The following is a 23,982-nucleotide window of genomic DNA, read 5'->3' as shown; positions in this document are numbered from 1 at the left end:
AATTACGATTTCTTGTTCTTCTTGGCGATGGCGCGTGCCCGGATCTTCTCTGCGTACCCTGGCTTGTTCTCCTGACGCTGCCTAGCGATGGCCAGATCATTGTCCGAGACGGAATGCGTAATGGTCGAGCCTGCAACAACGAATGCGCCCTTGCCCACCTTCACCGGCGCAATCAAATTCACGTTGCTGCCGATAAATGCATCGTCTTCTATTTCGGTAATGGACTTATTATAACCATCATAGTTGACTGTAATCGCACCGCAGCCGATATTGACGTTTTTGCCGACTTTGGCATCGCCAACATAACTGAGATGGGATACTTTAGAACCGTCGTCAATCGTCGCGTTCTTCACTTCGACGAAGTCGCCCACCTTCACGTCAGCTCCGAGTTTTGCCCCCGGACGGAGATAAGCAAAAGGCCCTACCGAGGTCCGAGAGCCGACTTCAGCGCTGCTGAGCACCGAATGTTTGACGCTGGCACCATCCGCGATAACGGAGTCCTCGATATCGGTATCCGGCCCGATGACGCAGTCTTCGCCGATCACCGTGTTCCCTTTCAGAACGGTGCCGGGATAAAGCACGGTATCCGAACCAATCTGAACGTCGGCTCCGATATACGTAGAAGCCGGGTCAATGATGGTAACACCGTTCAACATGTGCGAGCGGTTGATGCGCTCTCTCATGAAGCCTTCGGCTTCCGACAACGCCAGACGGTCGTTGACGCCAATCGATTCGGCGTAGTCATCCGTCTGATAAGCAAGCACGGTCTCGCCGGCTTGTTTCAGGATGCCGATGCAATCGGTCAAGTAATATTCCTGCTGCGCATTCTGGTTGGTTACGTTATCCAGTGCAGCAAATAGCTTTTTATTGTCAAAGCAATAGGTACCGGTATTAATTTCAGTGACGGCGTCCTCTTCCGGACTGCAATCTTTCTGTTCGACGATCCGAAGCGCGCTTCCATCCTCGCCTCGAATGACCCGGCCGTAGCCTTTCGGGTTATCCATATGCGCGGTGAGCACCGTGGCGGCCGCGTTGCTGCTTTCATGAAGCTTCAGAAGATTCTCCAGCGTCTCAGACGTCACCAGCGGAGTGTCCCCGCAAATGACGATCGTGGATCCCTCTTCACCGCCAAGCAGTTCCTTGGCTTGCTTCACGGCGTGACCCGTTCCGAGCTGCTGCTCCTGCAGAACATACTCGGCTGCGTCTTGCAGATAGGTGCGAACCGCTTCCGCGCCGTGGCCAACGACCACAACACTGCGTTCGCAGTTCACCTGCTGTACCGTTTGGACCACATGTCCGACCATCGGCTTGCCACAAACAGGATGCAGCACTTTATATAGTTTGGATTTCATACGTTTGCCCTGCCCAGCGGCGAGCACAATAGCAAATCTTTTCAAGGGCCATGCCTCCTCCTCTTGAACTCACTACTGAATATATATCATTCTACAAAAAAAGAAAAGAGAGCCATAGGTATGGCTCTCTTTTCCTTGAACCCCAATTATAAAACTTAAGCGCCTTCTTCAATCACTTCTTCTTCAGTAGCCGCTCGCTCATACTCGGCCAATACAGCCGATTGAATCTTCTCGCGGGTACCGGAAGAAATGGGATGGGCAATGTCGCGGAACTCTCCGTCAGGAGTGCGTTTGCTCGGCATTGCAACAAACATTCCATTGTTTCCGTCGATGACGCGAATGTCGTGAACGACAAATTCATTATCGATGGTAATGGATGCGATTGCCTTCATTCTCCCCTCAGAGTTAACACGGCGGAGTCTGACATCCGTAATTTGCATATGTGTTCACCACCTTTTTCCATCAGAGACTTGGTGTATAATTCCACACAGCAAACCCGAAATCCTTCTTTTTTCTACTACAAAATGTCCTAAAAACAGGAATTTTTTTTAGAATGTGATATTTTCGACAGACTTCGTGCCGATTCGAATGAAAACGCTATTATATCGACAAAAACCGCGTGCCTAGTTTTCGAAATAATTACCAGGTTTGACGGTAATTCTCTTGGTTTTGGAGTCTACGTCGCTCAAAACCGCGAGTGAAATATAGTCCTCCAGGAGTCTTTCCTCGGTTTCTACCGATCCCGATTCCACGAGGACCCCGACGCCTGCGACTTCGGCATTAAATTCACCCAGCAGATCGACCATCCCCTGAATGGTGCCTCCTGCCTTCATGAAATCGTCCACGATCAGCACCCGGGAGCGTTCCTTGAGCGCCCGGCGGGATAAAGACATCGTATGGATGCTCTTGTGCGAGCCCGACACATAATTGATGCTTACGGCCGACCCCTCCGTCACTTGATGGTCCCGGCGAACTAGTACGACCGGCAGGTTCAATTGCGCCGCCGTCGCATAGGCCAACGGAATTCCTTTGGTCTCCACGGTCATGACCACATCGATCTCCCGGTCGGAGAATGCCGTCGCAATGATCTTGCCCGCTTCGTTCATGAGCGTAGGTTGTCCGAGCAGATCGGACATGTACAGGTAGCCGCCCGGCAGAATCCGATCCGATTGCTGAAGCTGCTGGCACAGCTCCTCCGCAAAGCGCAGGGCATGGTCTCTGCGCAGCTTCGGAATGTACCTTACCCCTCCGGCCGCTCCGGCCAGCGTCTGAAGCTCTCCGAGCCCCTCGCTCTCAAATACGTCCTTAATGATCGCCAAATCCTCGCTAATGGACGACTTGGCTGCTCCATATCGCTCGGCGAACGTTGTCAGCGGAATCAGCGTATGCGGTTTGGATAGTAAATATTGGGTCATATCGACCAATCGTTCGCTTCGTTTTAATTTTTTCACCTAGGGTTCCTCGCTAAATCCGAATATTATATGTTAAATATAACACTTTTGTACGTATTTATACAACTTTGATTGCAATTCGCCCCCGAATTGTCAATTCCAACCGTTTCTAAGTGAGCAGGCGAACGGCATACACTTCCTTGCAGAAGCCCCGAAGGCCATTGTAAATCCGGGCCACCTTGGATTCCTTGGAGACCAGTCCGAAGACGGTAGGACCGCTGCCGGACATCAGCGCGCCGTCAGCGCCCAATTTCAGCATACCTTCCTTCAGCTGCTGAACTTCCGGGTGCATCTTCAAAGTCACTTCTTCCAGCACGTTGCCCAGCGACTGGCACATTTGCTGGAAGCTGCCCTGCGCCAGCGCGTCCACCATCCGCTCAGCCGATGGGTGGGACTGAATTTGCTCGCTGCGCAAGCGGCCATACACCTCCGCCGTCGACACATTGATCGGCGGCTTCGCCACGATCACCCAGCATTGCGGCGGATTCTGGATCGGCGTGAGCACTTCGCCGCGCCCCGTAGCCAATGCCGTGCCGCCGGTCACGCAGAACGGCACATCGGAGCCGAGCTCGGCACCGAGCGCGAGCAGCTCCTGCTGGGGGATGCCGAGCCCCCAGAGGCGGTTCAAGCCGCGCAGCGTGGCCGCCGCATCGCTGCTGCCTCCTGCGAGTCCCGCGGCAACGGGAATTTTTTTGTCCAGGTGGATATGTACACCCTTCCTCACGTCGTAGCGCTCTTTGATTAGTCTTGCTGCCTGAAAGGCCAAATTCTTCTCGTCCAGCGGTATGTATCCTGCCTGCGAGGTGATGATGATGGTGTCCCGCTTTTGTTCGGACATTTCGAGCCGATCGGCGAGGTCGATCATCGTCATGACCATCTCTACCTCATGAAAGCCGTCAGGACGTTTATGGAGTACATCCAGCATCAAATTGATTTTGGCCGGTGCTTTTTCGTATATTTTCAAGAACGTTCACCTATCCTTAGCTTTTCCCATATGCTTGAACTTAACATATTCGAGGAAAAACATCTAATGCCTCTATATTAACAAACTCAGGCTTTGAAGTCATGGGACCGTTTGATGACGTTTACGATGCACCGGCTTTAAGAAAAACGCCTATCGACGCGCATAACGTAAGCTTTTCCTGCGAGTCAGGAAGCTAAAGATGAAACAAACAGGGCCTTCCGCTTAATCGGAAGACCCTGCTGCGATGCGGCCATACTCTTACAGGTCGGATTTGCGGGCTGCCCGCTCGGCGAGCTCAATCGCCCGTTTTACCATGTTGCCGGCATCCTTGGCCTTAATGCCTCCCCAGCCCTCTTTTTCCACGGTGTCGTAGAATCCCAATTCTTTAGCCAATTCGGTCTTCAATTGATCGGACATGATGCTTCGTCTTCTTCTGCTCATCAATCCCGCCTCCTTGGAAAATGTATTGAGTATGGCATGAACAGCATCCTGCGCGACGCAGCGGCCTTCCATGGGCCTTACGCATGCTTAAGTCTCCGTCACCGCGTATAGAACGGCTGGGATAAGCTTCACGCAGCTTTAGTATGCGTTCAACCCGTCCTTGTCATCCCTCCGGAAGGATGGCAACAAAAAACAGCCTCCCTGTAAGCGGAGACTGCTCTCATGACGTATCGTTATGACTTGATATAGGTGATTCGCATCTCGTTGTCGTCACCGGTGACCATGATCTCCACGGTTTCGGTCAAAATATCCGCATAACTGTAAGACACACGTTTAAAAGTTTGCTGGTCTTGGTCCAGCTTCACAATGAAAACAGAAGGGTACGTTTCTTCCAAAACACCAGTACGCTCGACGGTCTTCCGACGGCCACCGTTTGCCCGAAGCGTAATTTTTTGCCCTAAATGGGCATCGAGACTGCGTTTGATTTCCAACAGCGCATTTTTAGCCATTGTCGACGACCACCTCTTTCCTTGTCCATTATACCGAAGATTACATCATTTGTCAATTCAAAAACATTAATTATATCAGCATCAAAAATATATTGTCAATGTATTTTTTTTGACCCTGCCATTCTCGCGCTCATTTGCTTTAATATGTGCTAAATTGACAAGCTTTATGTATTTTTTTTGACAACTTTCTTAACGAATGGAAACGAAAAATAAAAAAACCCCAGCGAGTGGGGTTCTTCTTGGTTCATTCTCCAGCGGTTATTGGACCTCTGATCGCACGGATTAGGCGCCTAGCTGACTGAAGGCGTAACCTTCAACGTAGACAAATCCTGCAGCTTGGGCAGACCGATCCGGTAGCTGCCTCTCGTCTCAATTCCGCCTACGCCCTGGCTGCCGCTGATCGTATGATGGACCACGTCATGGATGTTCACGGTATCCCGGACCGACGTATAGGCCGCTTTAGCGGCGACGTAGACGGGATCCAGCGCATGGATGAGGATTCGCCCCGGCGAGCTGGCAAAATTGGCTCCAGCCTGCAGCAGCGCCTCAAAATGCGATTGGCACGCTCCGGCCACGATGACCAGGGAATCCAGGTTCCGCTCATATTGACGCGCCACCTGAATCGCCGTGACGAAGTTGTGGGAATTCTTATAGCTGTCCAGGCTATATAAATCGTATGGCTGACGTCTCTTCAGAACCCCATCATGTCCCGTGATCACAACGATATCAGGTCTTACCCGCGGAAGAAGACGATATAATGAATCGGCCATCCCCGACTCATTGATATAATGGCCTTCCGCTGGGACCCGAAGCTGGTTGTACAAGGTCATGCTCTTCTTCAGATATTGGGGATCTCCATCCAAATGCAGCACCTTGCCCGGCACGTCAAAGTATCCTTTATCCGCAAGCTGGCCGCCTTCAGTATGCCGCAGGCTGGCCAGTTGACGCTCGCTCTGCTCCTGTCTTTGCTTCTGCAGGCGGTCCAGCGATTCATTGGCTTTGATCTGCGCCTGCTTTGTTCGTTCGCTTAAGGTGGGATGCGGGACCGTAACCAGATCATCAACGGGAGCATCGGCCAGTAACCGGAATTCCGTCCCTTTGATGACGATATTGTTATTTTGCCGCATGCCTTCTACCCGGAACGTTACATCGCCGCCGTAGGATTTACGAACGACCAAGTCTCCCAAGTTCATCACAACATCACCCCTACCCTATGGTATGGGCTACTGTGACTATTGGTTCTTGTTCAGCGCCAATTTATCGCGCGGAGGCCATGAGTAAGCTCCAGAGACTCCCTGAACGGCTGCGTCAACGGATATTGGCGCCGAACAGCACGTTGCTAAGCCGCGCATACTCCTCAATGCTAAGCGTCTCTCCGCGCCGTGAAGGCTCGATCCCTGCTTCCTGCAGCAGCTGCTCCAGCCGTTCACGTCCCTCACCCGGGAAGAACCGGCTCTTCAGATTGTTGGCAATCGTCTTCCGTCGCTGTGCAAATGAAGCCTGGACCACCTCGAAGAAGAATCGTTCATCTTCCACGCGGACCGGCGGCTGTTCCCGGACCGCCAGGCGAATCACGGCCGACTCGACGTTCGGCTGCGGAATGAACACCGTGTGCGGCACGATGCAGACCAGCTTAGGCTCGCTGTAGTATTGAACGGCGATGCTGAGACTTCCGTAATCCTTGCTTCCCGGTGCAGCGGCCATCCGTTCGGCCACTTCCTTCTGAATCATCACCACGATGTTCTCCAGCGGCAGCTTCTCCTCCAGCAGCTTCATGAGAATCGGCGTCGTCACGTAATACGGCAGATTGGCAACCACGCTTACCTTCGATACGTCCGCGAAATCTTGACGGAACAGCTCATGAAGATCCACCTTCAGCACATCCCCATGATGAACCCTCACGTTCCCGTAGGGCTCCAGGACTTCCCTTAGGATGGGAATCAGGCGCTGATCGATTTCGACCGCGGTGACGGTTCCTGCCGTCTGCGCCAGCTTCTCCGTCAGTGCACCGATGCCAGGCCCGATCTCGAGCGCGCCCTTATCTTCATCCAGTCCTGCAGCTTCCACGATTTTATACAAAATATTCTGATCGATGAGAAAGTTCTGGCCCAGACTCTTCTTGAAGGAGAATCCATGGCGCGAGATGATCTCCTTCGTCCGTCTTGGTGTTGATATATCCTCGATCCGATTCATTAGCTAAACGCCCCCTTCTTCCAGCTGTGCAAGTGCTGCCAGAAATTCTTCCCGCGATATTTGAAACATGGCCAATCGTTTATGGAACTGCTTGCTGTTGCAGTATCCGATGCCCAGCAGATTACCCATCGCCATTCGTCTTGCCGCAGCCTCCGGGTGAGCCGATAATCCTGCCTCCAGCATATCCTCCAAACTGATCAGGCTCTCTCCACCCTCAAAAGACGTGTGAACCCGCTCCAGCGCGCGCCGTATCGCCTCTGGCGAGGCATTCTCCACGCCGATATCCCCTTTCCGGGTAGCATCCGCTTCCGGAATGAAGGCGTGCTTGCAGCCGGGTACGCCCTGATCCACGATTTTGCGGATTCGTTCACCCGCATGGTCAGGATCCGTCAATATGATAACGCCTCTGCGCTCCTGGGCAAGCGCTATGCGCTTCAGGATTTGTTTGTTGATCGCTGAACCGCCGGTTTCGATCGTGTCGGCTTCTACGGCCCGTTTAATGGCAACGGTATCGTCCCTGCCTTCCACGACAATCACTTCTTTAATCATGCGTTCGTTCTCTTCCTTCCCAAGCAGAGCAGGCCTGTACAACGTTAAGGCTCAACCCGTTTAGCCTTGATTACTGCGGTCTTAACAAAACAAAAGAAGAGGAAATATTCCCTCTTCTTGATCATCATATATTATAAGCTAAATAGTATAGCATTAGAATGGCAAAGTAAATTGGAATTCATGCGTCTAGTTCAATTCAGGTTTAACCGGACCGATCACGTAAACGGTGCGGCCGCTCTTCCGGCCGAAATTCATGGCCGATTTCAACGAATCGTAATAGACATCGATTTTGTTGCCTTTAATGGCGCCTCCCGTATCTTCAGCACGGCGGAAACCGATGCCTTCGATGTAGACCCACCATCCGATCGGGATGATATTAGGATCAACGGCGATGGTGCGACCTTCCGTAACGCGTGTGCCGGATGCGGTACGCGTACCGATTCCTTGCTGTTCGGCGGAATACGCGGTCATCGACACGTTGTTCAATACCTTCTTGTATTTAAAATCAACGCCTGCGCGGGAAACCACGTTGTTCTCCACAGCCTTGGCGGTCGTTACTTTTTTCGTGCCGGACAATTTAGCCGGTGTAGCTTTTACATCGGTGGCTGCCGCCTGGACGATAACAGGCTTCTCCACTTTTTTCGTGCCTACGGCAATGATTTTATCCTTCGTTCTGCGTTCGATTTGTTGGGAGACCTTCGTCTTGGAAACCAGCTTGCCATTGTGGTAGACCTTCTCGTAATGGTTCACCATAAGACCAGACTCGCCCCGCTGAATGACGCGGTTATCGCCCTTTTCAAGCGATGGATCGGCCGTCTTGATCACGCGGAACTCGCGGTCTTCCGTTTCCTTAACTTTTTGCTTCGTGACGCGAACGACATTGATATTCATATTGCTGGTCAGCTTCGTGTCTTGCGACGGTTGTACTATATCTTCACCCTGGATCGTAACGCCAGCCTCTTTGAGTACATGATCAACTGTATCCTGGGATGTAAATATGGTTTTGGTTTTGCTGCCTACCGTAACGTTGACTGGAATAGCTCTGTCAATAATAATTCGGTCTCCGTCCCGGATTGCGCCGTTCAGGGGCATCGAAATTTGATCTTGGGGACTCAACGTGATCGCTTGCTCATCCAGCAATTCCTGCAGCAACGATCCACGTGTTTCCACCGTAGTGACCCGGCCGTCGACGACAAGCTGAACTTCCTTGCCTGCCTGGTCATGTACAACCAACGATATGAGAAGTGATACCGTAACGGCACCCATGGCGCCGAGCAACATCAGTTGACGCAAATTGTCATGCTTCCATCTCAATGCGTAAGACATGCTGGATGATTGTGATTCATGGGTTTCTTCAGGTTGAAAAATGCCCACTATTCCATCCTCCTTCATAGTCCCGCCGTCTAGGTAAACGCATGAATGCATTTGACGTGACTATAGCAATTTTTCTCACAGGGCGCCCTGCTATCTATCTACACCCTGCGTCAATTCCCGTCTTCCGTCCATCTGCCATCACCTCCTGTTTACCAAGAGTATGATGGACCCGTCTCCATTATTCAAAAATAAAAGAAGCCATTGAAAGAGTACTAGAGGCTCTAACGTGGCTTCCTGATGAATGAAATCATGGAAATGGTATGCACGAGATTTCCCCTCTTATTTCGCTTACGGAGTTAGCTGTCGGGTTCGGACGTAAGAGAGACGCCCTATATCCGGATGCCCGCTCATGGCGAGATCCTTCAAATTCACCCCAAAGACCCGAAAAAGAAATCAAATACAGCTTCGTGCATCCAGACCAGTATGCACCGCAGTATCGGTTCCCCCGTTCTCCAGAATTTCGGAGATTAAGCGAGACGGTTCATGAAATATTCGGCTGCGATCTGCACATCGCAGCTTCTTATCACTGAAAAGATGATATCCTGTTTGTATGCAGGTTGTAAAGCGACATTCAACCACATTTTCTCAAGTAAAAGGTTAAAATATTGTAATATCAACGCCTTTTCTGATTAAAAAACTTTAATTAATCGAAAATGCTCCCTTTTTCATGGCTTTTTCTCTTGTTTTCGTTAAATACCAAATCGTTCCAGTGCATTTTTGGTGGTAATTTGGGCCAATTCCTCATAGGACAACCCTCTAATTTCGGCCGCCGCCTCCGCCACCAATTTTACATATGCGGTCTCATTTCGTTTCCCGCGGAAGGGATGAGGTGTCAGGTAAGGCGCGTCCGTTTCGATCAATAATCGATCAAGCGGAACCTTTGCCAAAACCTCTTTGGGCTGCTTCGCATTCTTGAACGTTATCGGCCCCCCAAACGAGATATGGAATCCCATATCCAGGCACATTTTGGCCGTTTCCCAGCTTCCGGAGAAGGAATGCATGACACCGCCGACCTCAGAGGCTTTTTCCTCACGCAAAATGTTAACGATATCTTCATGCGCATCCCGGTTATGAATGACAATGGGCATGTTCAATTCCCGGGCAAGCCCGATCTGGCGCCGAAGCACGCGGTGCTGCACTTCCCTGGGGGACGTATCCCAATGATAGTCCAAGCCGATCTCCCCGATTGCCACCACTTTATCGTGACTGCATAAAGAGGCGATCCAATCCAGGTCCTGATCCTCCATGGTGATCGCATCTACAGGATGCCATCCTACCGCTGCATATATAAAATCATAAGTCTCAGCCAGCTTCATCGTGGTCGGGATCGTCTCCCGGTTAAATCCGATATTGATCATCCGCGTAACGCCGGCTTCAAGCGCCCGATGAATTGCAGCTTCCCGGTCTTCGTCGAATTGGGGAGCGTCCATATGAGTGTGCGTGTCGAACAGCATACTATCCACACTCTCCTTCCTGTCGTTTCTATGTCGTCTATTTTCCATTAGTTGGTTGAATGCAAGGGGATTAACGGTTGTCCTGTTTTGCTTGATTTAATGCTGTTGTTTGAAAACGTCGGCTATCGTCTCCGGCATTTGACCCAGGAGCGGGTCCACCTTCTCCTCCGGATAATAAAGATGGTACCGCCCTTTATGAATGCCGCTGATCGAGCGTACGATATCGGATACCTCCGAGATTTCCCTCAGCTCGTCATGCCGGTCCAGAAGGAGAATCTGTTTCTCGTTAAGCGGCATATCGGAATGAACCTTATCATAAGGAAGATCCGTTGGAAAATCAATCTCCAGGTCATATTCCGGATGCAGCCCCACGGCGCGGAACGCTTGGCGGATCCCGTCGATGGTTTCCAGATCGATGTTGTCGATTTCTACATATTTGTAGAGCTTTCGGTGCATGAAACGGCCGCATAATTCGCTAAGAAGCGGGTCTTCCTCCTCCGTCCATTGCAGAAAGGCCGTTTGAATCAAGGCTTCATCAAGACGCAAGTATTGGTGTACGCCAATGTTCCCCGAAAACAACGCAGGCAGCGGTTCGATCATGAAACGGAAAGCATATCCACGGTCATGCAGCTCCTTGGCCCGGCGAAAGATTTGGCGCAGGATGATTTCGGAGCTTCGGGTGACGGGATGAAAATACACCTGCCAGTACATCTGATACCGCGACATGAGATAATCCTCCACCGCGTGCATGCCCGATTCCTTCACGACGACCCGATCGCGGTACGGCCGCAGCATCCGCAAGATTCGGTCGATATCAATCGTTCCATAATTGACTCCCGTATAGTAAGCATCCCTTAGCAAATAATCCATCCGGTCTGCATCCAGCGGACTAGTGACCAGATTCATGACAATTGGCTTATCGTAGGTTTTGTTAATAACGGAGGCGACCTTCTCGGGAAAATCGGCACCGAGCTCCTGCAGTACCCGATTGACGCAAGTATCTCCGAGCAGGATCCGGCATGTCCAATCCTCGTGGTTCATATGAAAAGCTTCTTCTATGGAATGGGAAAAAGGCCCGTGCCCTACATCATGCAGCAGCGCCGCGCAGAGCGCAACTTGCCGTTCCTCGGCAGGCCAATCGGAATACCCTCTCCGTTCGAATTGAGAGATGATTCTTCTCGTAATTTCATAGACTCCAAGAGAATGGGAGAATCGGCTGTGCTCTGCTCCATGAAAGGTCAGGAAAGAAGTGCCGAGCTGCCTGACCCGGCGAAGCCGCTGAAATTCCGGGGTATCGATTAACCGCCAGATAATATCGTCCTGCACATGAATATAATTGTGGACGGGGTCCTTAAACACTTTTTCTTCCGAAATGGGTGAATGCATTTCATCTCAACTCCTTCTCGTTAACTCTTTAGTTTTAGCCGATAAACACTTCTTTTGACATCTAATGTCGAACTGTGTCGAATAACGTAAAATCACGCTTTCCAAATCGACAAATCCAAAATCGCCGCAAAAATTGGTTCGATTATGGTAATTCCGTTGCTATATAAGGCTTTTGTTCACTATACTTTCGTAAACAGGTTCCGATTTTTCAAAAATATAGGTTGACTGTTTTGGGAATCGTTGGTACTATAAATAACATAAAAACTAGAACTATGTCGAATTATGACTTTTTTAAATTATGGCGAGAGGGGCATTTATAAGTTATGATGAAATCAACAGGAATTGTAAGGAAAGTCGATGAGCTTGGACGGGTCGTCATTCCGATTGAGTTGCGCCGCACGCTCGGAATTGGTGAGAAAGATGCATTGGAGATTTATGTAGACGGCGAACGCATCATGCTTAAGAAATATGAGCCTGCCTGCATCTTCTGTGGTAACGCTGAGAACGTCACTTACTTCAAAGGTAAAATTGTTTGCCATGAATGTATCTCGGAAATCCCTACACCTGTGACAAATTAAGATTTTTAGTATATAATAGCATTATTACATTTTGTTAATTCTAACCTTTTTCATATCTCCTTGGTGCCTTCCTCGGCTATGAACCCGGCCGCAGGAGGGTCTTTTTTTGGGATTAAAGAATTATACGTTTTCAGTGAAGCGTATCCTTTCTTTAATCCCATTTATATGTTTTGGGGTCCCCGTAAAGTATTTGGAATAAGCATCGAAGCTTGGGTCCACTTTGTGGGGCTTTTTGTTTATCCCCCTTGGGCCAGGCAAGCCATATTCACGACTCCGTCAGGAGTGCGTTATAGATGTCCCTTTTCGATACGCCGCGATCACCCGCGGTTTTTTTCATGGCATCCTTGCGGCTTAGTCCTTCCCGCTCATAGTGCCCCACATGCTCCTCCAGCGAGAGCTCCTGCCACCAGGCATTTTTCTCTTTCTGCTCCTCTTCTGCACTGCCGGCCTCCACCACCAAACAATATTCTCCCAGCGGCGGATGCTCCGTGAGCCAGTCCAGGCATTCGGAAATGCTGCCTCGCACAAATTCCTCGTAGCGCTTGGTGAGCTCCCGTGCCAAGGTCACCTTCCGATTTCCCAGTACCTCCTGCAGGATCTCCAGCGTCTTCTTCACGCGATGCGGAGATTCATAAAATAATAACGTTCCCTGCGCCGATTGCAAAGCTTGCAGCTGTTGGACGATATCTTTGCGCTCCCGCGGCAAAAAGCCGATAAACGTAAACCGTTCGGTCGGCAAACCCGACACGATTAAGGCGGATAACGCCGCATTGGCTCCCGGGATCGGAATGACCGAAATTCCTGCCTCAATCGCAAGCGAAACCAGATCACTGCCAGGGTCTGAAATCGCCGGCAGACCGGCATCGCTGACAAGTGCCACATTTTTTCCTTCTATTATATAACGTATGATTTCAGGACCGCTTGCCGCCTTGTTATGCTCGTGATAACTAAACAGCGGTTTAGCCGGAATTTCGAAATGGGTCAGCAACTTGCGTGACTGCCTCGTATCCTCTGCCGCGATAATATCGCATTCCTGTAGGATGCGTACGGCGCGGTACGTTATATCCTCTAAATTCCCGATCGGCGTTGCCACCAAATACAGCGAACCCGGACTTCCCGCTCCCCGGTCGGCATAACTCTGTTGCACAAGATTTCTCATTCTTTTGTCTCATCCTCATGTGTTCCATAGTAAATTTCCATAAAATCCGGTCCGTAATTCCCCTGCTCATCATACACAATCAGCGGTGGCTTTAGCCGAACCTCGGGCTTTCCGTCCCGAATGCCCTCGATCAGGACCATGTTGGCTTCCATCTTCACGCGCGGATGCACAAATCGGATGACCTTGGGCTCAATCCGGTATTTGCTCATCAGGGTGATAATCTCCGCCAGCCGCAGAGGCTTGTGAACCATGCTCATCTTCCCGCCTTGTTTGAGCAGCCTTGCACAGGACTCAATGACTTCTTCAAGCGTACAGTGAATTTCATGCCTCGCAATCGCCTGATGCTCATTCAGCTTCAAGTCGCTGCCATTCATCGGCATATAAGGCGGGTTGACCGTAATCAGGTCATACGCTCCATATCCCTTTTCCTTGTACAGTTCCCGCAGATCGCCTTCATGGATCGTGATCTGGTCCTGAAGGTCATTCATCACTACGCTCCGTCTGGCCATATCCGCAAGTCTGGGCTGAATTTCAATCCCCTCGATCGGCGCGCCTGTACGTGTCGACAGCAGAATGGGAATTACCCCGTTACCCGTGCACATATCCAGAATCCGGCCCCTGCGCGGTATGCTGGCAAACCTGGCAAGCAGGACCGCGTCCATGGAGAAGCTGAATACCTCTTCGCTTTGAATGATGCCGAGCTCATGGGTGAGCAGATCATCGATCCGCTCGGATGGTTGCAATAACACTTCTTTCAATTTCATGGTTTCAACCCTTTATCTCTATAATTCGTTATATCCCCGCTACTTTGGTGTGTAACTCTTTCCACCCTTGCCTGATGATATGAAATACGTAAAAAGCTGCTCTTCACATTGCATGACAAGCAGCCATATGTTTCACTCGCGATCCTTACAGTATAACCTTTCGATTCTAGAAAAAAACCGTAGGCAGTTTCCCCTACGGCTTCTTATTTATTCAGAAAAGACAAGCAGAACAGGCAATCCCCTTCCGTCCGCAGATGTCCATAATAGACATTGCAAATATGGAAGCCTTCATGATACAGCCGTGCCAGGTTATCATACCCCTCACCGACCACATCTTCATGTTCCTCATCCTTCACATGAGGCTGAGGTTGTAAAGCAACTGGGCTTTCCAATTCTGCCGGATTGACTTCCCTCTTTAAAATTTTCCGGAGCTGTTCATTTTCAAGACTGAGGCGATGGTTCTCTTCCAGCAGTTCCTTGATGACCAGCTTAAGTCCACCCAGTTCACTGTGTATATGTCCCATCTGTGTTTCCAACTCTTGAATGAGCACAAAAATGTTTTTCTTCTCCAAGTCTACACCCCGAAAATAAACATTCTATTGGACTATTTGATGACAACGTCATCCATTGGAAGTTCCTTGACCTTTCCAATTTCAAACAGCTGAACATGAACCGTCCGCTTATCCGCATTGAGCCCGACTACTTTGCCTTCTCCAAGCGAAGTAACGACCAGTTTCCCAGCGGATGGAAGCTCTTCTTTCACGCTTTCATAATTATCATGCTCAAACTTCAGGCAGCACATCAATCTTCCGCATAGCCCGGAAATTTTAGTCGGATTGAGCGATAGGCTTTGATCCTTTGCCATCTTGATCGATACCGGCTCAAAATCACCAAGCCATGAGGAACAGCACAGTACGCGTCCACAAGGTCCAAGACCGCCGAGCATTTTGGCTTCATCGCGAACTCCAATCTGGCGAAGTTCGATTCTTGTTCGGAATATGCTGGCCAGATCCTTAACCAGTTCACGGAAATCCACACGGCCTTCCGCCGTGAAGTAGAAAATGATTTTGTTTCGGTCAAAGGTAAATTCCACATCGACCAGCTTCATTTTCAGTTCGTGATCCCGAATTTTATTTAAACAGGTGGTGAATGCATCCTTCGCCGCTTGTTTGTTCTCTTCAACCACACGGGCATCGGAGTCACCAGCGATACGAATGACCTTCTTGAGGGGAAGGACAACGTCGGATTCACCTACCTCCTTCTTTCCTATCACAACTTGACCATACTCGATCCCTCTCGCGGTTTCCACAATTACGGATTGTTCCTTCTCCACGGGGAGGTCGAGCGGATCAAAGTAATATATTTTGCCCGCTTTCTTAAAGCGGACACCTACTACACTGTACAAAAATAAACCCCCTTGTGCCTGTACATATTGGCCATTCTTCGGGCCTGGGGGTGTGCTCACGCCGGAGTGTTACCGCCCAAACCCATCAATAACTGCTCTAAACTGAGCTGTCCATTGACATTATAGCGTAACTTCTTCTGACACTCTGCGGCCAAATCCATGTATGACACCCACTGTGCTGTGCTGCGGGCTGATGCATGACCAGAGATATACTCTGCCTGATCTATGAAAACGAGAGACTCTTTCCTTCCATACTGGACATGGATCATGTCCTTAAACCATAAATGAAACATACTGAACAATAAGTCCAGATGATCGGAGAGTTCGGTTTTGAACACTTTTTGACTCGCGGTGATCATCGCAGAGCCACTGCGGGTCAAAGACTCCTTCCCTAATTGTAACACTACGTTTCTAATTTCTGCAAACCAATTCTCATTCAATATTTTCCTGCACTCGTCAAGTCCGGACGCCAGATGAACAGCGCAGCGTACAAGCGCGGCAGGATAGCCCTCACCTACAAGGACCTTTTCCATCATCTGCGGATCAAGGGCCCGGAACGGGACTAGCTGTGATCGTGATTGAATGGTGGGCAGAAGGGCTTGTCCATTCTCGGCAATCAGTATGGCGACGGCAGGCGCCTGCGGCTCCTCAAGAAATTTCAGCAGGCTGTTGGCTGCCTGCGTGGTCATCTTCTCCGCACGGTCAATAATATATACCTTGGGATTCCGGTTCTCCGATCGATAGGAGAATATCCGCTGAAGATCGCGGATCTGATCGATCTTGATGCTGGCCCCATCCGGCTCGACCATCGTCAGATCCGGATGGTTGCCGTGCTCCACCTTGCGGCATTCCAAACATTGCCCGCAAGCATCGTCTTCCCGTTCCGTACAAAACAATGCCTTGGCAAACGTAAGCGCCGTCTGCATCTGTCCGGCACCGTTCGGGCCGCTAAACAGATAGGCATGACTGACAGCATTACGGCGCAAGGCATTTTGCAGCAGTTGCTTCGCAGTCTCTTGACCTACGATATCGTTAAAAGACATATGTCCTCACCTTCTACCAATCCTTCATGATCCTCTATTACGGAACACTCCATCATTTCAAGTAACTTCCTTACTGCTTGCGGCTAGAATACAAGATTGATCAACATGCCTCGGATTTCCCCTACCTTGTTCAGCAGATCAATTCTCCCCTGCTCTGTATCCAGCAGCTCATCCGCCATCTCGAGCAGCGCCGAATCGACCTCATCGATTACGTTATAGCGCTTGCCGCGCCCCCGGCGGTCCCAGCCTCGTGTTTCCTTCATTTTTACCCCGCGACGAACTGTTTCCTCCAAGAATCGGCGAACCATCAATTTATATGCCTTTAGCTCTCGAACGGTCATCGCTTTGGCCAAACGATCCCCTTGCATTGCAATTTCACGCATTTGACGACTCAGCTCTTCATGGGTCGCACGTTCTCCCTGCTGCTGCATCATATCCGAGAACGATCGCTTCTGAATCGGTCTGGCGTTGCCATCCGGCACCGTGATTTCGCTTTTCATGGGCCGAAAGCCCGGATTGATCTTCACCTGAATCCACCGCCTATTGCGTTATTTGTTGCATCTAATAAAACGGAGGCATCTGGTACGTTCATATCGAACAACCTATGCCTCACGTGAACGTACCTTGAAATGGTTATCTTGTCAAGCGATTCGCCGACATTGATCGAAATACAGGGTGCTTTATCCGGAGTCCATCTACAATATCCATTTATGAAAGATCATCTCCCGATTGCAGCGATCTACGGTAACTATTTTTATTATGATACAGAAGTGGTTCAGAAGACTTTCAATACAGGAGAACACAGCCGTCAAATATCCCAATAAAAACATCCGTTACGTATCTATCGCAGATCTAGAGAATGAATTTAGAAATGCTCGAAACGTTCTACAGGGAGTACAAATACCGTTGCGCCGCCAACCTGCACTTCAACCGGAAGCGGCAAATAGGAATCGGTTGTACCGCTCATAGGGGTTACCGGAGTGACCAGCTGTTCGCGGACCTTACAGCTTGTGCGAATGACGCTGAGCACACTTTCAACCTGTGAATCGTCTACCCCAATCATAAAGGTGGTGTTCCCCGCCTTCAGAAAGCCGCCCGTACTTGCAAGCTTTGTCGCCCGAAAGTTAGCTTTGACCAATGCGGCGGAGAGACGGTTGCTATCTTTATCCTGGACAATCGCAACAATCAATTTCATGGTAAACCCTCCTTGTTTATTTTGGGCATCATATGCCCTTAACACTACTTATTTGACAAACAACCTCAAAAATCCTTTAATATCGCGTCTTCCAAGTGACGATTCATTTCCCTTTCGACCTGCGCGGGTGTCTTGGAAGCATCCACGATGCGAATTCGATCCGGATTACGCTCTGCTACCAATAGATAGCCTTCCCTAACTTTCTCGTGAAATGTCAGGTTCTCCATATCCAGTCGATTCCATTCCCGTTCTGCATTCGCCACGATCCTTGACAGGCCGATCCTCGGCTCGATATCGAATAACAGCGTCAGATCCGGCATCCGGGTATCAATGGCGAACTGATTGATGCTCCATACCTCTTCCATGCCCAATCCGCGCGCATAGCCCTGGTAAACCAGGCTGCTGTCCACGAATCGGTCGCATAGGACGGTCAATCCCTGCCTTAATGCCGGCTCCACCTTCTCCACAAGATGCTGGCGGCGGGCTGCCGCGTATAACAATGCTTCTGTGCGTGCATCCATCGCGGTGTGCTCCGGATCCAGAATAATGGAGCGGATCTTCTCAGCGATGTCTATGCCTCCGGGCTCGCGGGTAATCAGATACGGGATCGAATGATTCTGCATAAAGGCGGCGAGTCTGCCCATCATGGTCGTCTTACCGGAACCTTCTCCTCCTTCTAGGGTAATAAATAGTGGTCTGCGATTATTCATAGCGTATCCTGCTTTCATCATTTGTTGATCATATGCCCAAGTTTTACGTACCGGCGCATAACGGAGGTTTCCATCCTTTACGTTTCCTTGTAAACGACAATGGTTTGCAGCGTGGGATCGGTTATTCCTTGACACTTGGCCCCGGCCATCCTCAATGCCAGCATTCTCTGTTCCATTTCTGCTGTTATGTCTTCGCCGGGGTATAATATCGGAATGCCTGGCGGATACGGAATAACCATCTCGGCCGCCTTTCGCCCGGCGCTCTTTGCTAACGGCACCGATTCCAATCGCTCCTTGTCAATCGGCTTGAGCGAGAAAGGGACTGGAGCTGAATATGGAGCCTGTCGCAGCAAATTGTTCCACGTGGAAACATCGGAGACCGAACTTTCTTCAGTTAACAAGTTAGCATCGACATTGAAGTGAGAAGAGCCCTCATTCAAGTGGATCCCCGGCCGCTCGTACTTCGCGAAATCCCCCTGTTCCCGCAATTTCCGGATCAGTAATTCCGTATCTTCCGCAGCAGTGCCTGGTTCCATTCCGGTCTCATCTGTCTTCTCCCCCTGCTCTACAATATGCACAAGAGCCCATAAGACGTGATTCGCATCTTCGCGGGTCGATCCCAATGTAAACAATAAGACGACGCGCAGCTCGTCGCTCATCTCCGGCACACAGCCGCGCGCCTCCAGTGCGCGCTGGAGTGCATACCCGCTAAGGGCCCCGGTGCGGTCATAAATGACCGCCTTGAACGGGTCCTGGCGGGTATACGCCGCGGCGGCTGTGCCCGCGGCGCTATCCTCGGGCTGCGGCGGCTGTAGCAGCCCGAAGCGCGGCAGCTTCGCGAGGCCGCGCCGGAAGGCATCCACGGCGGCCAGGCCAGCCGTGAAGGCGCCTGCGCCCTGCGTGTGCAGCAGGCGCCGTGCCAGATCCAGCGAAGCCATGAGCGGGTACGAGGGGCTGGAGCTTTGCACCATCGCCAGCCGCTGGCGCAGCAGGCTCCGGTCGAGCAGCCCGCCCTGTACATGCAGCATGGCTCCCATCGTCATTGCGGCTAACATCTTGTGCGTGGATTGGACCACGCCGTCCGCGCCGCATGACAAAGCATTCATCGGCAGCTGTGGATGCTGCCCGTAATGCGCTCCGTGCGCTTCGTCCACCAGCAGCGGCACTCCGCACTTATGGCAGGCCTCCGCCAGCGGCCTTAAGTCGCTCCCCATCCCGTAATAGTTCGGCATCGTGATGATCGCTCCCTTGGCCTCAGGGAAGGCCTCAAGAGCCGCTGTCAGCGTAGCTTCTGATGGGGCAACGGCTAAACCGCTCTGCTTGTCCAGCTCCGGCTGAAGAAACACCGCCCTTGCACCGGCCAGCATCAATCCGTTCAACACGGACTTATGTACGTTCCGCTGCACCAGCACGAGATCGCCCGGCTCACGGCATACCGTCAGGATCAGCGCCAGATTGCCGACCGTGCTTCCTCCCACCAGAAAAAAGCTTTCTTCGGCGCCAAAACAATCGGCAGCCAGCTCCTGCGCTTCCTGAATCACGCCTTCCGGATGAAATAAATCATCGGTTCCGGTAATTTCCGTCACATCGATGCGCATCGCTTCTCGCAGCATCTCCGCTGCGCCACCTTCTGCCCCGTATACCCTGCCGTTCTTATGGCCAGGTACATGAAAAGATGAAGCCCCGCGTTCCCGGTATAACCTTAAAGCTTCAGTAAGTGGGGCACGCTCTCTATGTGTAGTCATCGACATATCCCTTCGGATTACATTCTCTAACCTATTTTAACGCAAATTGAAACCTACGCCTACGTTTCCATGCCCTGAAAATCCTCTCTAAACAAAAAAAGGCCCTTACTTCAGGCCCATTTAACACGCGTACCCGCGCCTATGCATTCTTCGGCATCGCAATCTGTTTTAATTGACGGATAAAAAAATGATATTTGGCATCTTCCGCACTGGTATGGACGATTTCCGATTCACATTCCTCGCATACGAATTGCGATACAATGGTGATTCCATCGGTCTTCGACTGATTGCATATGATACACACGTGTTCGGTCAATTCTTCCATAACCATCCCACCTTGATCCTTTTCCTATTAGTATGACACAGTTTCTATTATTTTAAACCTTTTCATAGGATATCTTTCTACGCTTTATTTATATGTACCCCTTGATGGCCTTGTGTCTGTACCTTTTTTTCAGCTTAATAAAAATATGATTTTGTCCGATAAAAACATAAAAGACTAAAACTTCTCGTCTATCGAAATTTATCTTCTATTTAAAGGGGGACGGCATAGCCCAATGGCAGATCCACACGGTCAAGCCACCTTTTATCACTACCGCTTAATCAAGAAAATCCAGTTTTCCAAAAGCTTGCTCATCCTCTACTTAAGTCTGCCTTGGCTTGCTGCAGCTGCAGGGACCCTATGGGTGTCTCCGTACATTCTGCTCTATATGCTCATCGCTTTTCCGCTTATGTTATGGATCCAGTACGTTATCGGTCATACCGTGCTTGTCCTCCTGGGAACAGGCTATCGGAAGCGCTGGCGCTTCAGGCTGAGGCTGCCTTGGCTTGGTTATATCCCAGATCAACATGTCAGCCGTCGCGTATTCATGTTGGTGCAGTTCTATACCTGTTGGGTAGGGATAGTCTTAAGCGCTATCATGGCCTTCTGGTCATCGCTGCCGTTTGCCATTGCGATTGTGTTCTGGCATCTATGGCTGCTTCTTCCGCGAGGTTATACCATGCTGCGCCTGAGTGGTCAGCGCAAAGACGGGATGTTAAAAATGAATGAGCAGGATATCTCATACTACCAGCAATAAAGTAAAGGATTTTTCGTGTTTGAATTTACTACATAGCGTTGTAACCATATTCTCTTGTACATGAAATAAAGACCTCATTCCGAAGCCGGAAGAGGTCTTTATTCATTCGCTTTATTGCTTTCCAATCCTTGTATGACTTGTTTCTTAAGCTGAGTAGGAACCGTGATTATGAGAAAATCGTCTTGCACCGACAGGTGGACGATACTTTTACCTTTTTCAAACACTAACGAAGACCCGTTGTCTTCAACTTCCTTCTGCTTCCATCCCCAGGACTCGATTTCATCCAAGTAAGGCTCAGGAATACTGTCGTCTTCCTTCAAGCCTGGAAGCGCATAGCGTACATAATCCAAGTCACTATTGCCTGTCGTCTGCTCCGTTTTATTCGCTTCCTTCGGAACCGGGAATGATTTCACATTCGCTGCCCCGTCAAAGGATTTCCAGCTTGGTTCCGTGGATGCCCCGCATCCGGATCCGATTAACAGTATCGTACCCGCACAGATCATTCCTGCCACATGCAGACCACTTTTACGCAACATGTCATTGTCCTCCTTCCCCCACAATAACCGGTCTCCAGATGAGTATTCATAGTTGGTTGGTTAATGGAGAACCTTCCAATCAGGCCTTCATTCCTATAGCCTGCGTAAATCGGTAAACACTTACCCGATTATGCCTAATTCTATTATACTGATTTTCGGTGTGGTATCGGTAACAAAATCTTCATCTGTTTACGTCAATTTTATGATCATGTTATATAACAGAAAAGCCGCTAGCACTTACGTTTGGTGCTATTTTAAGCGTTGGACCTCTTAATACGGCAAAGCATCAAAAGTCCCATAAACAAATAAAAACCACCATCGATTACATCGACAGTGGTTTTTCGCTTGGCGACGTCCTACTCTCCCGGGACCCTTCGGTCCAAGTACCATCGGCGCTGGAAGGCTTAACGGTCGTGTTCGGTATGGGAACGCGTGGAACCCTTCCGCCATCGCCACCAAACGGTTCAGATGCTTGATCACCTGAAAACTAGATACGAAACGAATTTGCAGCACATTGAAATATATTTTGGATAAGCCCTCGACCGATTAGTATTGGTCAGCTCCATGCATTGCTGCACTTCCACCTCCAACCTATCTACCTCGTCGTCTTCAAGGGGTCTTACATACTGGGAAATCTCATCTTGAGGGGGGCTTCACGCTTAGATGCTTTCAGCGCTTATCCCGTCCGTACGTAGCTACCCAGCCATGCTCCTGGCGGAACAACTGGTGCACCAGCGGTACGTCCATCCCGGTCCTCTCGTACTAAGGACAGCTCCTCTCAAATTTCCTACGCCCACGACAGATAGGGACCGAACTGTCTCACGACGTTCTGAACCCAGCTCGCGTACCGCTTTAATGGGCGAACAGCCCAACCCTTGGGACCTACTTCAGCCCCAGGATGCGATGAGCCGACATCGAGGTGCCAAACCTCCCCGTCGATGTGGACTCTTGGGGGAGATAAGCCTGTTATCCCCAGGGTAGCTTTTATCCGTTGAGCGATGGCCCTTCCATGCGGTACCACCGGATCACTAAGCCCGACTTTCGTCCCTGCTCGACTTGTAGGTCTCGCAGTCAAGCTCCCTTATGCCTTTGCACTCTTCGAATGATTTCCAACCATTCTGAGGGAACCTTGGGGCGCCTCCGTTACTCTTTAGGAGGCGACCGCCCCAGTCAAACTGCCCGCCTGACACTGTCCCCGTACCGGATCACGGTACCAGGTTAGAACCTAGATACGATCAGGGTGGTATCCCAACGTCGCCTCCACACAAGCTGGCGCTCATGCTTCTAAGGCTCCCACCTATCCTGTACAGATCGTACCCAAATCCAATATCAAGCTGCAGTAAAGCTCCATGGGGTCTTTCCGTCTTGTCGCGGGTAACCTGCATCTTCACAGGTATTAAAATTTCACCGGATCTCTCGTTGAGACAGCGCCCAAGTCGTTACGCCATTCGTGCGGGTCAGAATTTACCTGACAAGGAATTTCGCTACCTTAGGACCGTTATAGTTACGGCCGCCGTTTACTGGGGCTTCGGTTCACAGCTTCGGATTGCTCCTAACCGCTCCCCTTAACCTTCCAGCACCGGGCAGGCGTCAGCCCGTATACTTCGCCTTACGGCTTCGCACAGACCTGTGTTTTTGCTAAACAGTCGCTTGGGCCTTTTCACTGCGGCCCCCTCGGGCTATTCACCCTACCGAGGCACCCCTTCTCCCGAAGTTACGGGGTCATTTTGCCGAGTTCCTTAACGAGAGTTCTTCCGCGCGCCTTAGAATTCTCTTCTCGCCTACCTGTGTCGGTTTGCGGTACGGGCACCTTCACCTGACTAGAGGCTTTTCTTGGCAGTGTGAGATCATGACCTTCGCTACTGTAATTTTCACTCCCCATCACAGCCCAGCCTTATCGATGTGCGGATTTGCCTACACATCAGCCTCACTGCTTGGACGGACATCCATCAGTCCGCGTCACTACCCTCCTGCGTCACCCCATCGTTCATAACGGTTTACGGTGGTACAGGAATTTCAACCTGTTGTCCTTCGATTACGCCTTTCGGCCTCACCTTAGGTCCCGACTTACCCTGAGCGGACGAGCCTTCCTCAG

The 23,982-nt window shown here is 50.5% G+C and carries 25 protein-coding genes, 2 rRNA genes and 1 riboswitch (1 of these 28 only partly in view); of the genes, 2 read left to right on the top strand and 25 right to left on the bottom strand.

What is annotated here, in order from left to right:
• Positions 1 to 2: 2 nt before the first annotated feature.
• The 12 genes from glmU to MHI43_RS00130 all read right to left on the bottom strand — a co-directional run bounded on the left by glmU (position 3) and on the right by MHI43_RS00130 (position 11,673).
• Complete coding sequence (gene glmU, locus MHI43_RS00185) at positions 3 to 1,397, bottom strand: bifunctional UDP-N-acetylglucosamine diphosphorylase/glucosamine-1-phosphate N-acetyltransferase GlmU (protein WP_009591944.1); 1,395 nt, start codon at positions 1,395 to 1,397, stop codon at positions 3 to 5.
• 110 nt (positions 1,398 to 1,507) lie between these two features.
• The gene (gene spoVG / locus MHI43_RS00180) at positions 1,508 to 1,792 is read right to left on the bottom strand and encodes a septation regulator SpoVG (RefSeq protein ID WP_006207419.1); all 285 of its coding nucleotides are present in this window, start codon (positions 1,790 to 1,792) and stop codon (positions 1,508 to 1,510) included.
• Positions 1,793 to 1,975: 183 nt separating this feature from the next.
• Complete coding sequence (gene purR, locus MHI43_RS00175) at positions 1,976 to 2,803, bottom strand: pur operon repressor (protein WP_012818313.1); 828 nt, start codon at positions 2,801 to 2,803, stop codon at positions 1,976 to 1,978.
• A gap of 109 nt (positions 2,804 to 2,912) precedes the next feature.
• The gene (gene ispE / locus MHI43_RS00170; protein WP_036661707.1) at positions 2,913 to 3,767 is read right to left on the bottom strand and encodes a 4-(cytidine 5'-diphospho)-2-C-methyl-D-erythritol kinase; all 855 of its coding nucleotides are present in this window, start codon (positions 3,765 to 3,767) and stop codon (positions 2,913 to 2,915) included.
• Positions 3,768 to 4,025: 258 nt separating this feature from the next.
• Entirely contained in the window at positions 4,026 to 4,208 is a 183-nt protein-coding gene (locus MHI43_RS00165; RefSeq protein ID WP_009591920.1) for a small, acid-soluble spore protein, alpha/beta type, read from the bottom strand.
• 233 nt (positions 4,209 to 4,441) lie between these two features.
• Positions 4,442 to 4,717 carry a Veg family protein gene (locus MHI43_RS00160; RefSeq protein ID WP_006207415.1) on the bottom strand — a complete coding sequence of 92 codons (276 nt, stop codon included), beginning with the start codon at positions 4,715 to 4,717 and terminating at the stop codon, positions 4,442 to 4,444.
• A gap of 290 nt (positions 4,718 to 5,007) precedes the next feature.
• Positions 5,008 to 5,910 carry a sporulation peptidase YabG gene (yabG, locus tag MHI43_RS00155; protein WP_012818311.1) on the bottom strand — a complete coding sequence of 301 codons (903 nt, stop codon included), beginning with the start codon at positions 5,908 to 5,910 and terminating at the stop codon, positions 5,008 to 5,010.
• A 115-nt stretch (positions 5,911 to 6,025) separates the two neighbouring features.
• Positions 6,026 to 6,910 carry a 16S rRNA (adenine(1518)-N(6)/adenine(1519)-N(6))-dimethyltransferase RsmA gene (gene rsmA / locus MHI43_RS00150; protein WP_012818310.1) on the bottom strand — a complete coding sequence of 295 codons (885 nt, stop codon included), beginning with the start codon at positions 6,908 to 6,910 and terminating at the stop codon, positions 6,026 to 6,028.
• Between the two features lie 3 nt (positions 6,911 to 6,913).
• A complete protein-coding gene (gene rnmV / locus MHI43_RS00145) occupies positions 6,914 to 7,459 on the bottom strand; it encodes a ribonuclease M5 (protein ID WP_036661712.1) in 546 nt (181 codons plus the stop codon).
• 186 nt (positions 7,460 to 7,645) lie between these two features.
• Complete coding sequence (locus tag MHI43_RS00140) at positions 7,646 to 8,833, bottom strand: 3D domain-containing protein (protein WP_012818308.1); 1,188 nt, start codon at positions 8,831 to 8,833, stop codon at positions 7,646 to 7,648.
• 269 nt (positions 8,834 to 9,102) lie between these two features.
• A riboswitch (cyclic di-AMP (ydaO/yuaA leader) is annotated at positions 9,103 to 9,317 on the bottom strand.
• 205 nt (positions 9,318 to 9,522) lie between these two features.
• Positions 9,523 to 10,287, bottom strand: coding sequence for a TatD family hydrolase (locus MHI43_RS00135; protein ID WP_012818307.1), 765 nt, complete (start codon positions 10,285 to 10,287; stop codon positions 9,523 to 9,525).
• Positions 10,288 to 10,383: 96 nt separating this feature from the next.
• Entirely contained in the window at positions 10,384 to 11,673 is a 1,290-nt protein-coding gene (locus MHI43_RS00130; RefSeq protein WP_012818306.1) for an HD domain-containing protein, read from the bottom strand.
• A gap of 323 nt (positions 11,674 to 11,996) precedes the next feature.
• On the opposite strand from MHI43_RS00130, the gene MHI43_RS00125 reads away from it, so the two are divergent.
• Positions 11,997 to 12,251: an AbrB/MazE/SpoVT family DNA-binding domain-containing protein gene (locus MHI43_RS00125; protein WP_006207408.1), complete on the top strand. Its 255-nt coding sequence runs from the start codon at positions 11,997 to 11,999 to the stop codon at positions 12,249 to 12,251.
• Between the two features lie 265 nt (positions 12,252 to 12,516).
• Here MHI43_RS00125 and rsmI read toward each other — a convergent pair whose 3' ends face one another.
• The 10 genes from rsmI to MHI43_RS00075 form a co-directional block, all read right to left on the bottom strand.
• The gene (gene rsmI / locus MHI43_RS00120; protein WP_012818305.1) at positions 12,517 to 13,410 is read right to left on the bottom strand and encodes a 16S rRNA (cytidine(1402)-2'-O)-methyltransferase; all 894 of its coding nucleotides are present in this window, start codon (positions 13,408 to 13,410) and stop codon (positions 12,517 to 12,519) included.
• Positions 13,407 to 14,174: a tRNA1(Val) (adenine(37)-N6)-methyltransferase gene (locus MHI43_RS00115; protein ID WP_012818304.1), complete on the bottom strand. Its 768-nt coding sequence runs from the start codon at positions 14,172 to 14,174 to the stop codon at positions 13,407 to 13,409. The genes rsmI and MHI43_RS00115 overlap by 4 nt, the downstream gene beginning before the upstream one ends.
• A gap of 203 nt (positions 14,175 to 14,377) precedes the next feature.
• Entirely contained in the window at positions 14,378 to 14,746 is a 369-nt protein-coding gene (yabA, locus tag MHI43_RS00110) for a DNA replication initiation control protein YabA (RefSeq protein ID WP_012818303.1), read from the bottom strand.
• A 32-nt stretch (positions 14,747 to 14,778) separates the two neighbouring features.
• Positions 14,779 to 15,579: a stage 0 sporulation family protein gene (locus MHI43_RS00105; RefSeq protein WP_009591910.1), complete on the bottom strand. Its 801-nt coding sequence runs from the start codon at positions 15,577 to 15,579 to the stop codon at positions 14,779 to 14,781.
• Between the two features lie 56 nt (positions 15,580 to 15,635).
• Positions 15,636 to 16,622 carry a DNA polymerase III subunit delta' gene (holB, locus tag MHI43_RS00100; RefSeq protein ID WP_036661714.1) on the bottom strand — a complete coding sequence of 329 codons (987 nt, stop codon included), beginning with the start codon at positions 16,620 to 16,622 and terminating at the stop codon, positions 15,636 to 15,638.
• A gap of 83 nt (positions 16,623 to 16,705) precedes the next feature.
• A complete protein-coding gene (locus tag MHI43_RS00095; protein WP_009591907.1) occupies positions 16,706 to 17,149 on the bottom strand; it encodes a YaaR family protein in 444 nt (147 codons plus the stop codon).
• A 338-nt stretch (positions 17,150 to 17,487) separates the two neighbouring features.
• Entirely contained in the window at positions 17,488 to 17,817 is a 330-nt protein-coding gene (locus tag MHI43_RS00090; protein ID WP_006207400.1) for a cyclic-di-AMP receptor, read from the bottom strand.
• A gap of 65 nt (positions 17,818 to 17,882) precedes the next feature.
• Positions 17,883 to 18,527, bottom strand: a complete 645-nt coding sequence (gene tmk / locus MHI43_RS00085; protein ID WP_036661716.1) for a dTMP kinase — start codon at positions 18,525 to 18,527, stop codon at positions 17,883 to 17,885.
• 77 nt (positions 18,528 to 18,604) lie between these two features.
• Positions 18,605 to 20,272, bottom strand: coding sequence for an aminotransferase class I/II-fold pyridoxal phosphate-dependent enzyme (locus tag MHI43_RS00080; protein WP_036661718.1), 1,668 nt, complete (start codon positions 20,270 to 20,272; stop codon positions 18,605 to 18,607).
• 139 nt (positions 20,273 to 20,411) lie between these two features.
• A complete protein-coding gene (locus MHI43_RS00075) occupies positions 20,412 to 20,597 on the bottom strand; it encodes a sigma factor G inhibitor Gin (RefSeq protein ID WP_006207397.1) in 186 nt (61 codons plus the stop codon).
• A gap of 232 nt (positions 20,598 to 20,829) precedes the next feature.
• On the opposite strand from MHI43_RS00075, the gene MHI43_RS00070 reads away from it, so the two are divergent.
• Positions 20,830 to 21,351: a hypothetical protein gene (locus tag MHI43_RS00070; protein WP_036661720.1), complete on the top strand. Its 522-nt coding sequence runs from the start codon at positions 20,830 to 20,832 to the stop codon at positions 21,349 to 21,351.
• A 98-nt stretch (positions 21,352 to 21,449) separates the two neighbouring features.
• On the opposite strand, the gene MHI43_RS00065 is transcribed toward MHI43_RS00070, so the two are convergent.
• The 3 genes from MHI43_RS00065 to MHI43_RS00055 form a co-directional block, all read right to left on the bottom strand.
• Entirely contained in the window at positions 21,450 to 21,887 is a 438-nt protein-coding gene (locus MHI43_RS00065; protein ID WP_012818298.1) for a hypothetical protein, read from the bottom strand.
• 343 nt (positions 21,888 to 22,230) lie between these two features.
• Positions 22,231 to 22,347, bottom strand: a 5S ribosomal RNA gene (rrf, locus tag MHI43_RS00060).
• A 66-nt stretch (positions 22,348 to 22,413) separates the two neighbouring features.
• Positions 22,414 to 23,982: ribosomal RNA gene (locus MHI43_RS00055) — 23S ribosomal RNA — on the bottom strand; it runs 1,359 nt beyond the window's last position.

Source organism: Paenibacillus sp. FSL H8-0457, assembly GCF_038051935.1.
Lineage (GTDB): Bacteria > Bacillota > Bacilli > Paenibacillales > Paenibacillaceae > Paenibacillus_AQ > Paenibacillus_AQ lautus_A.
This window is presented reverse-complemented; position numbering and strand designations above follow the sequence as displayed.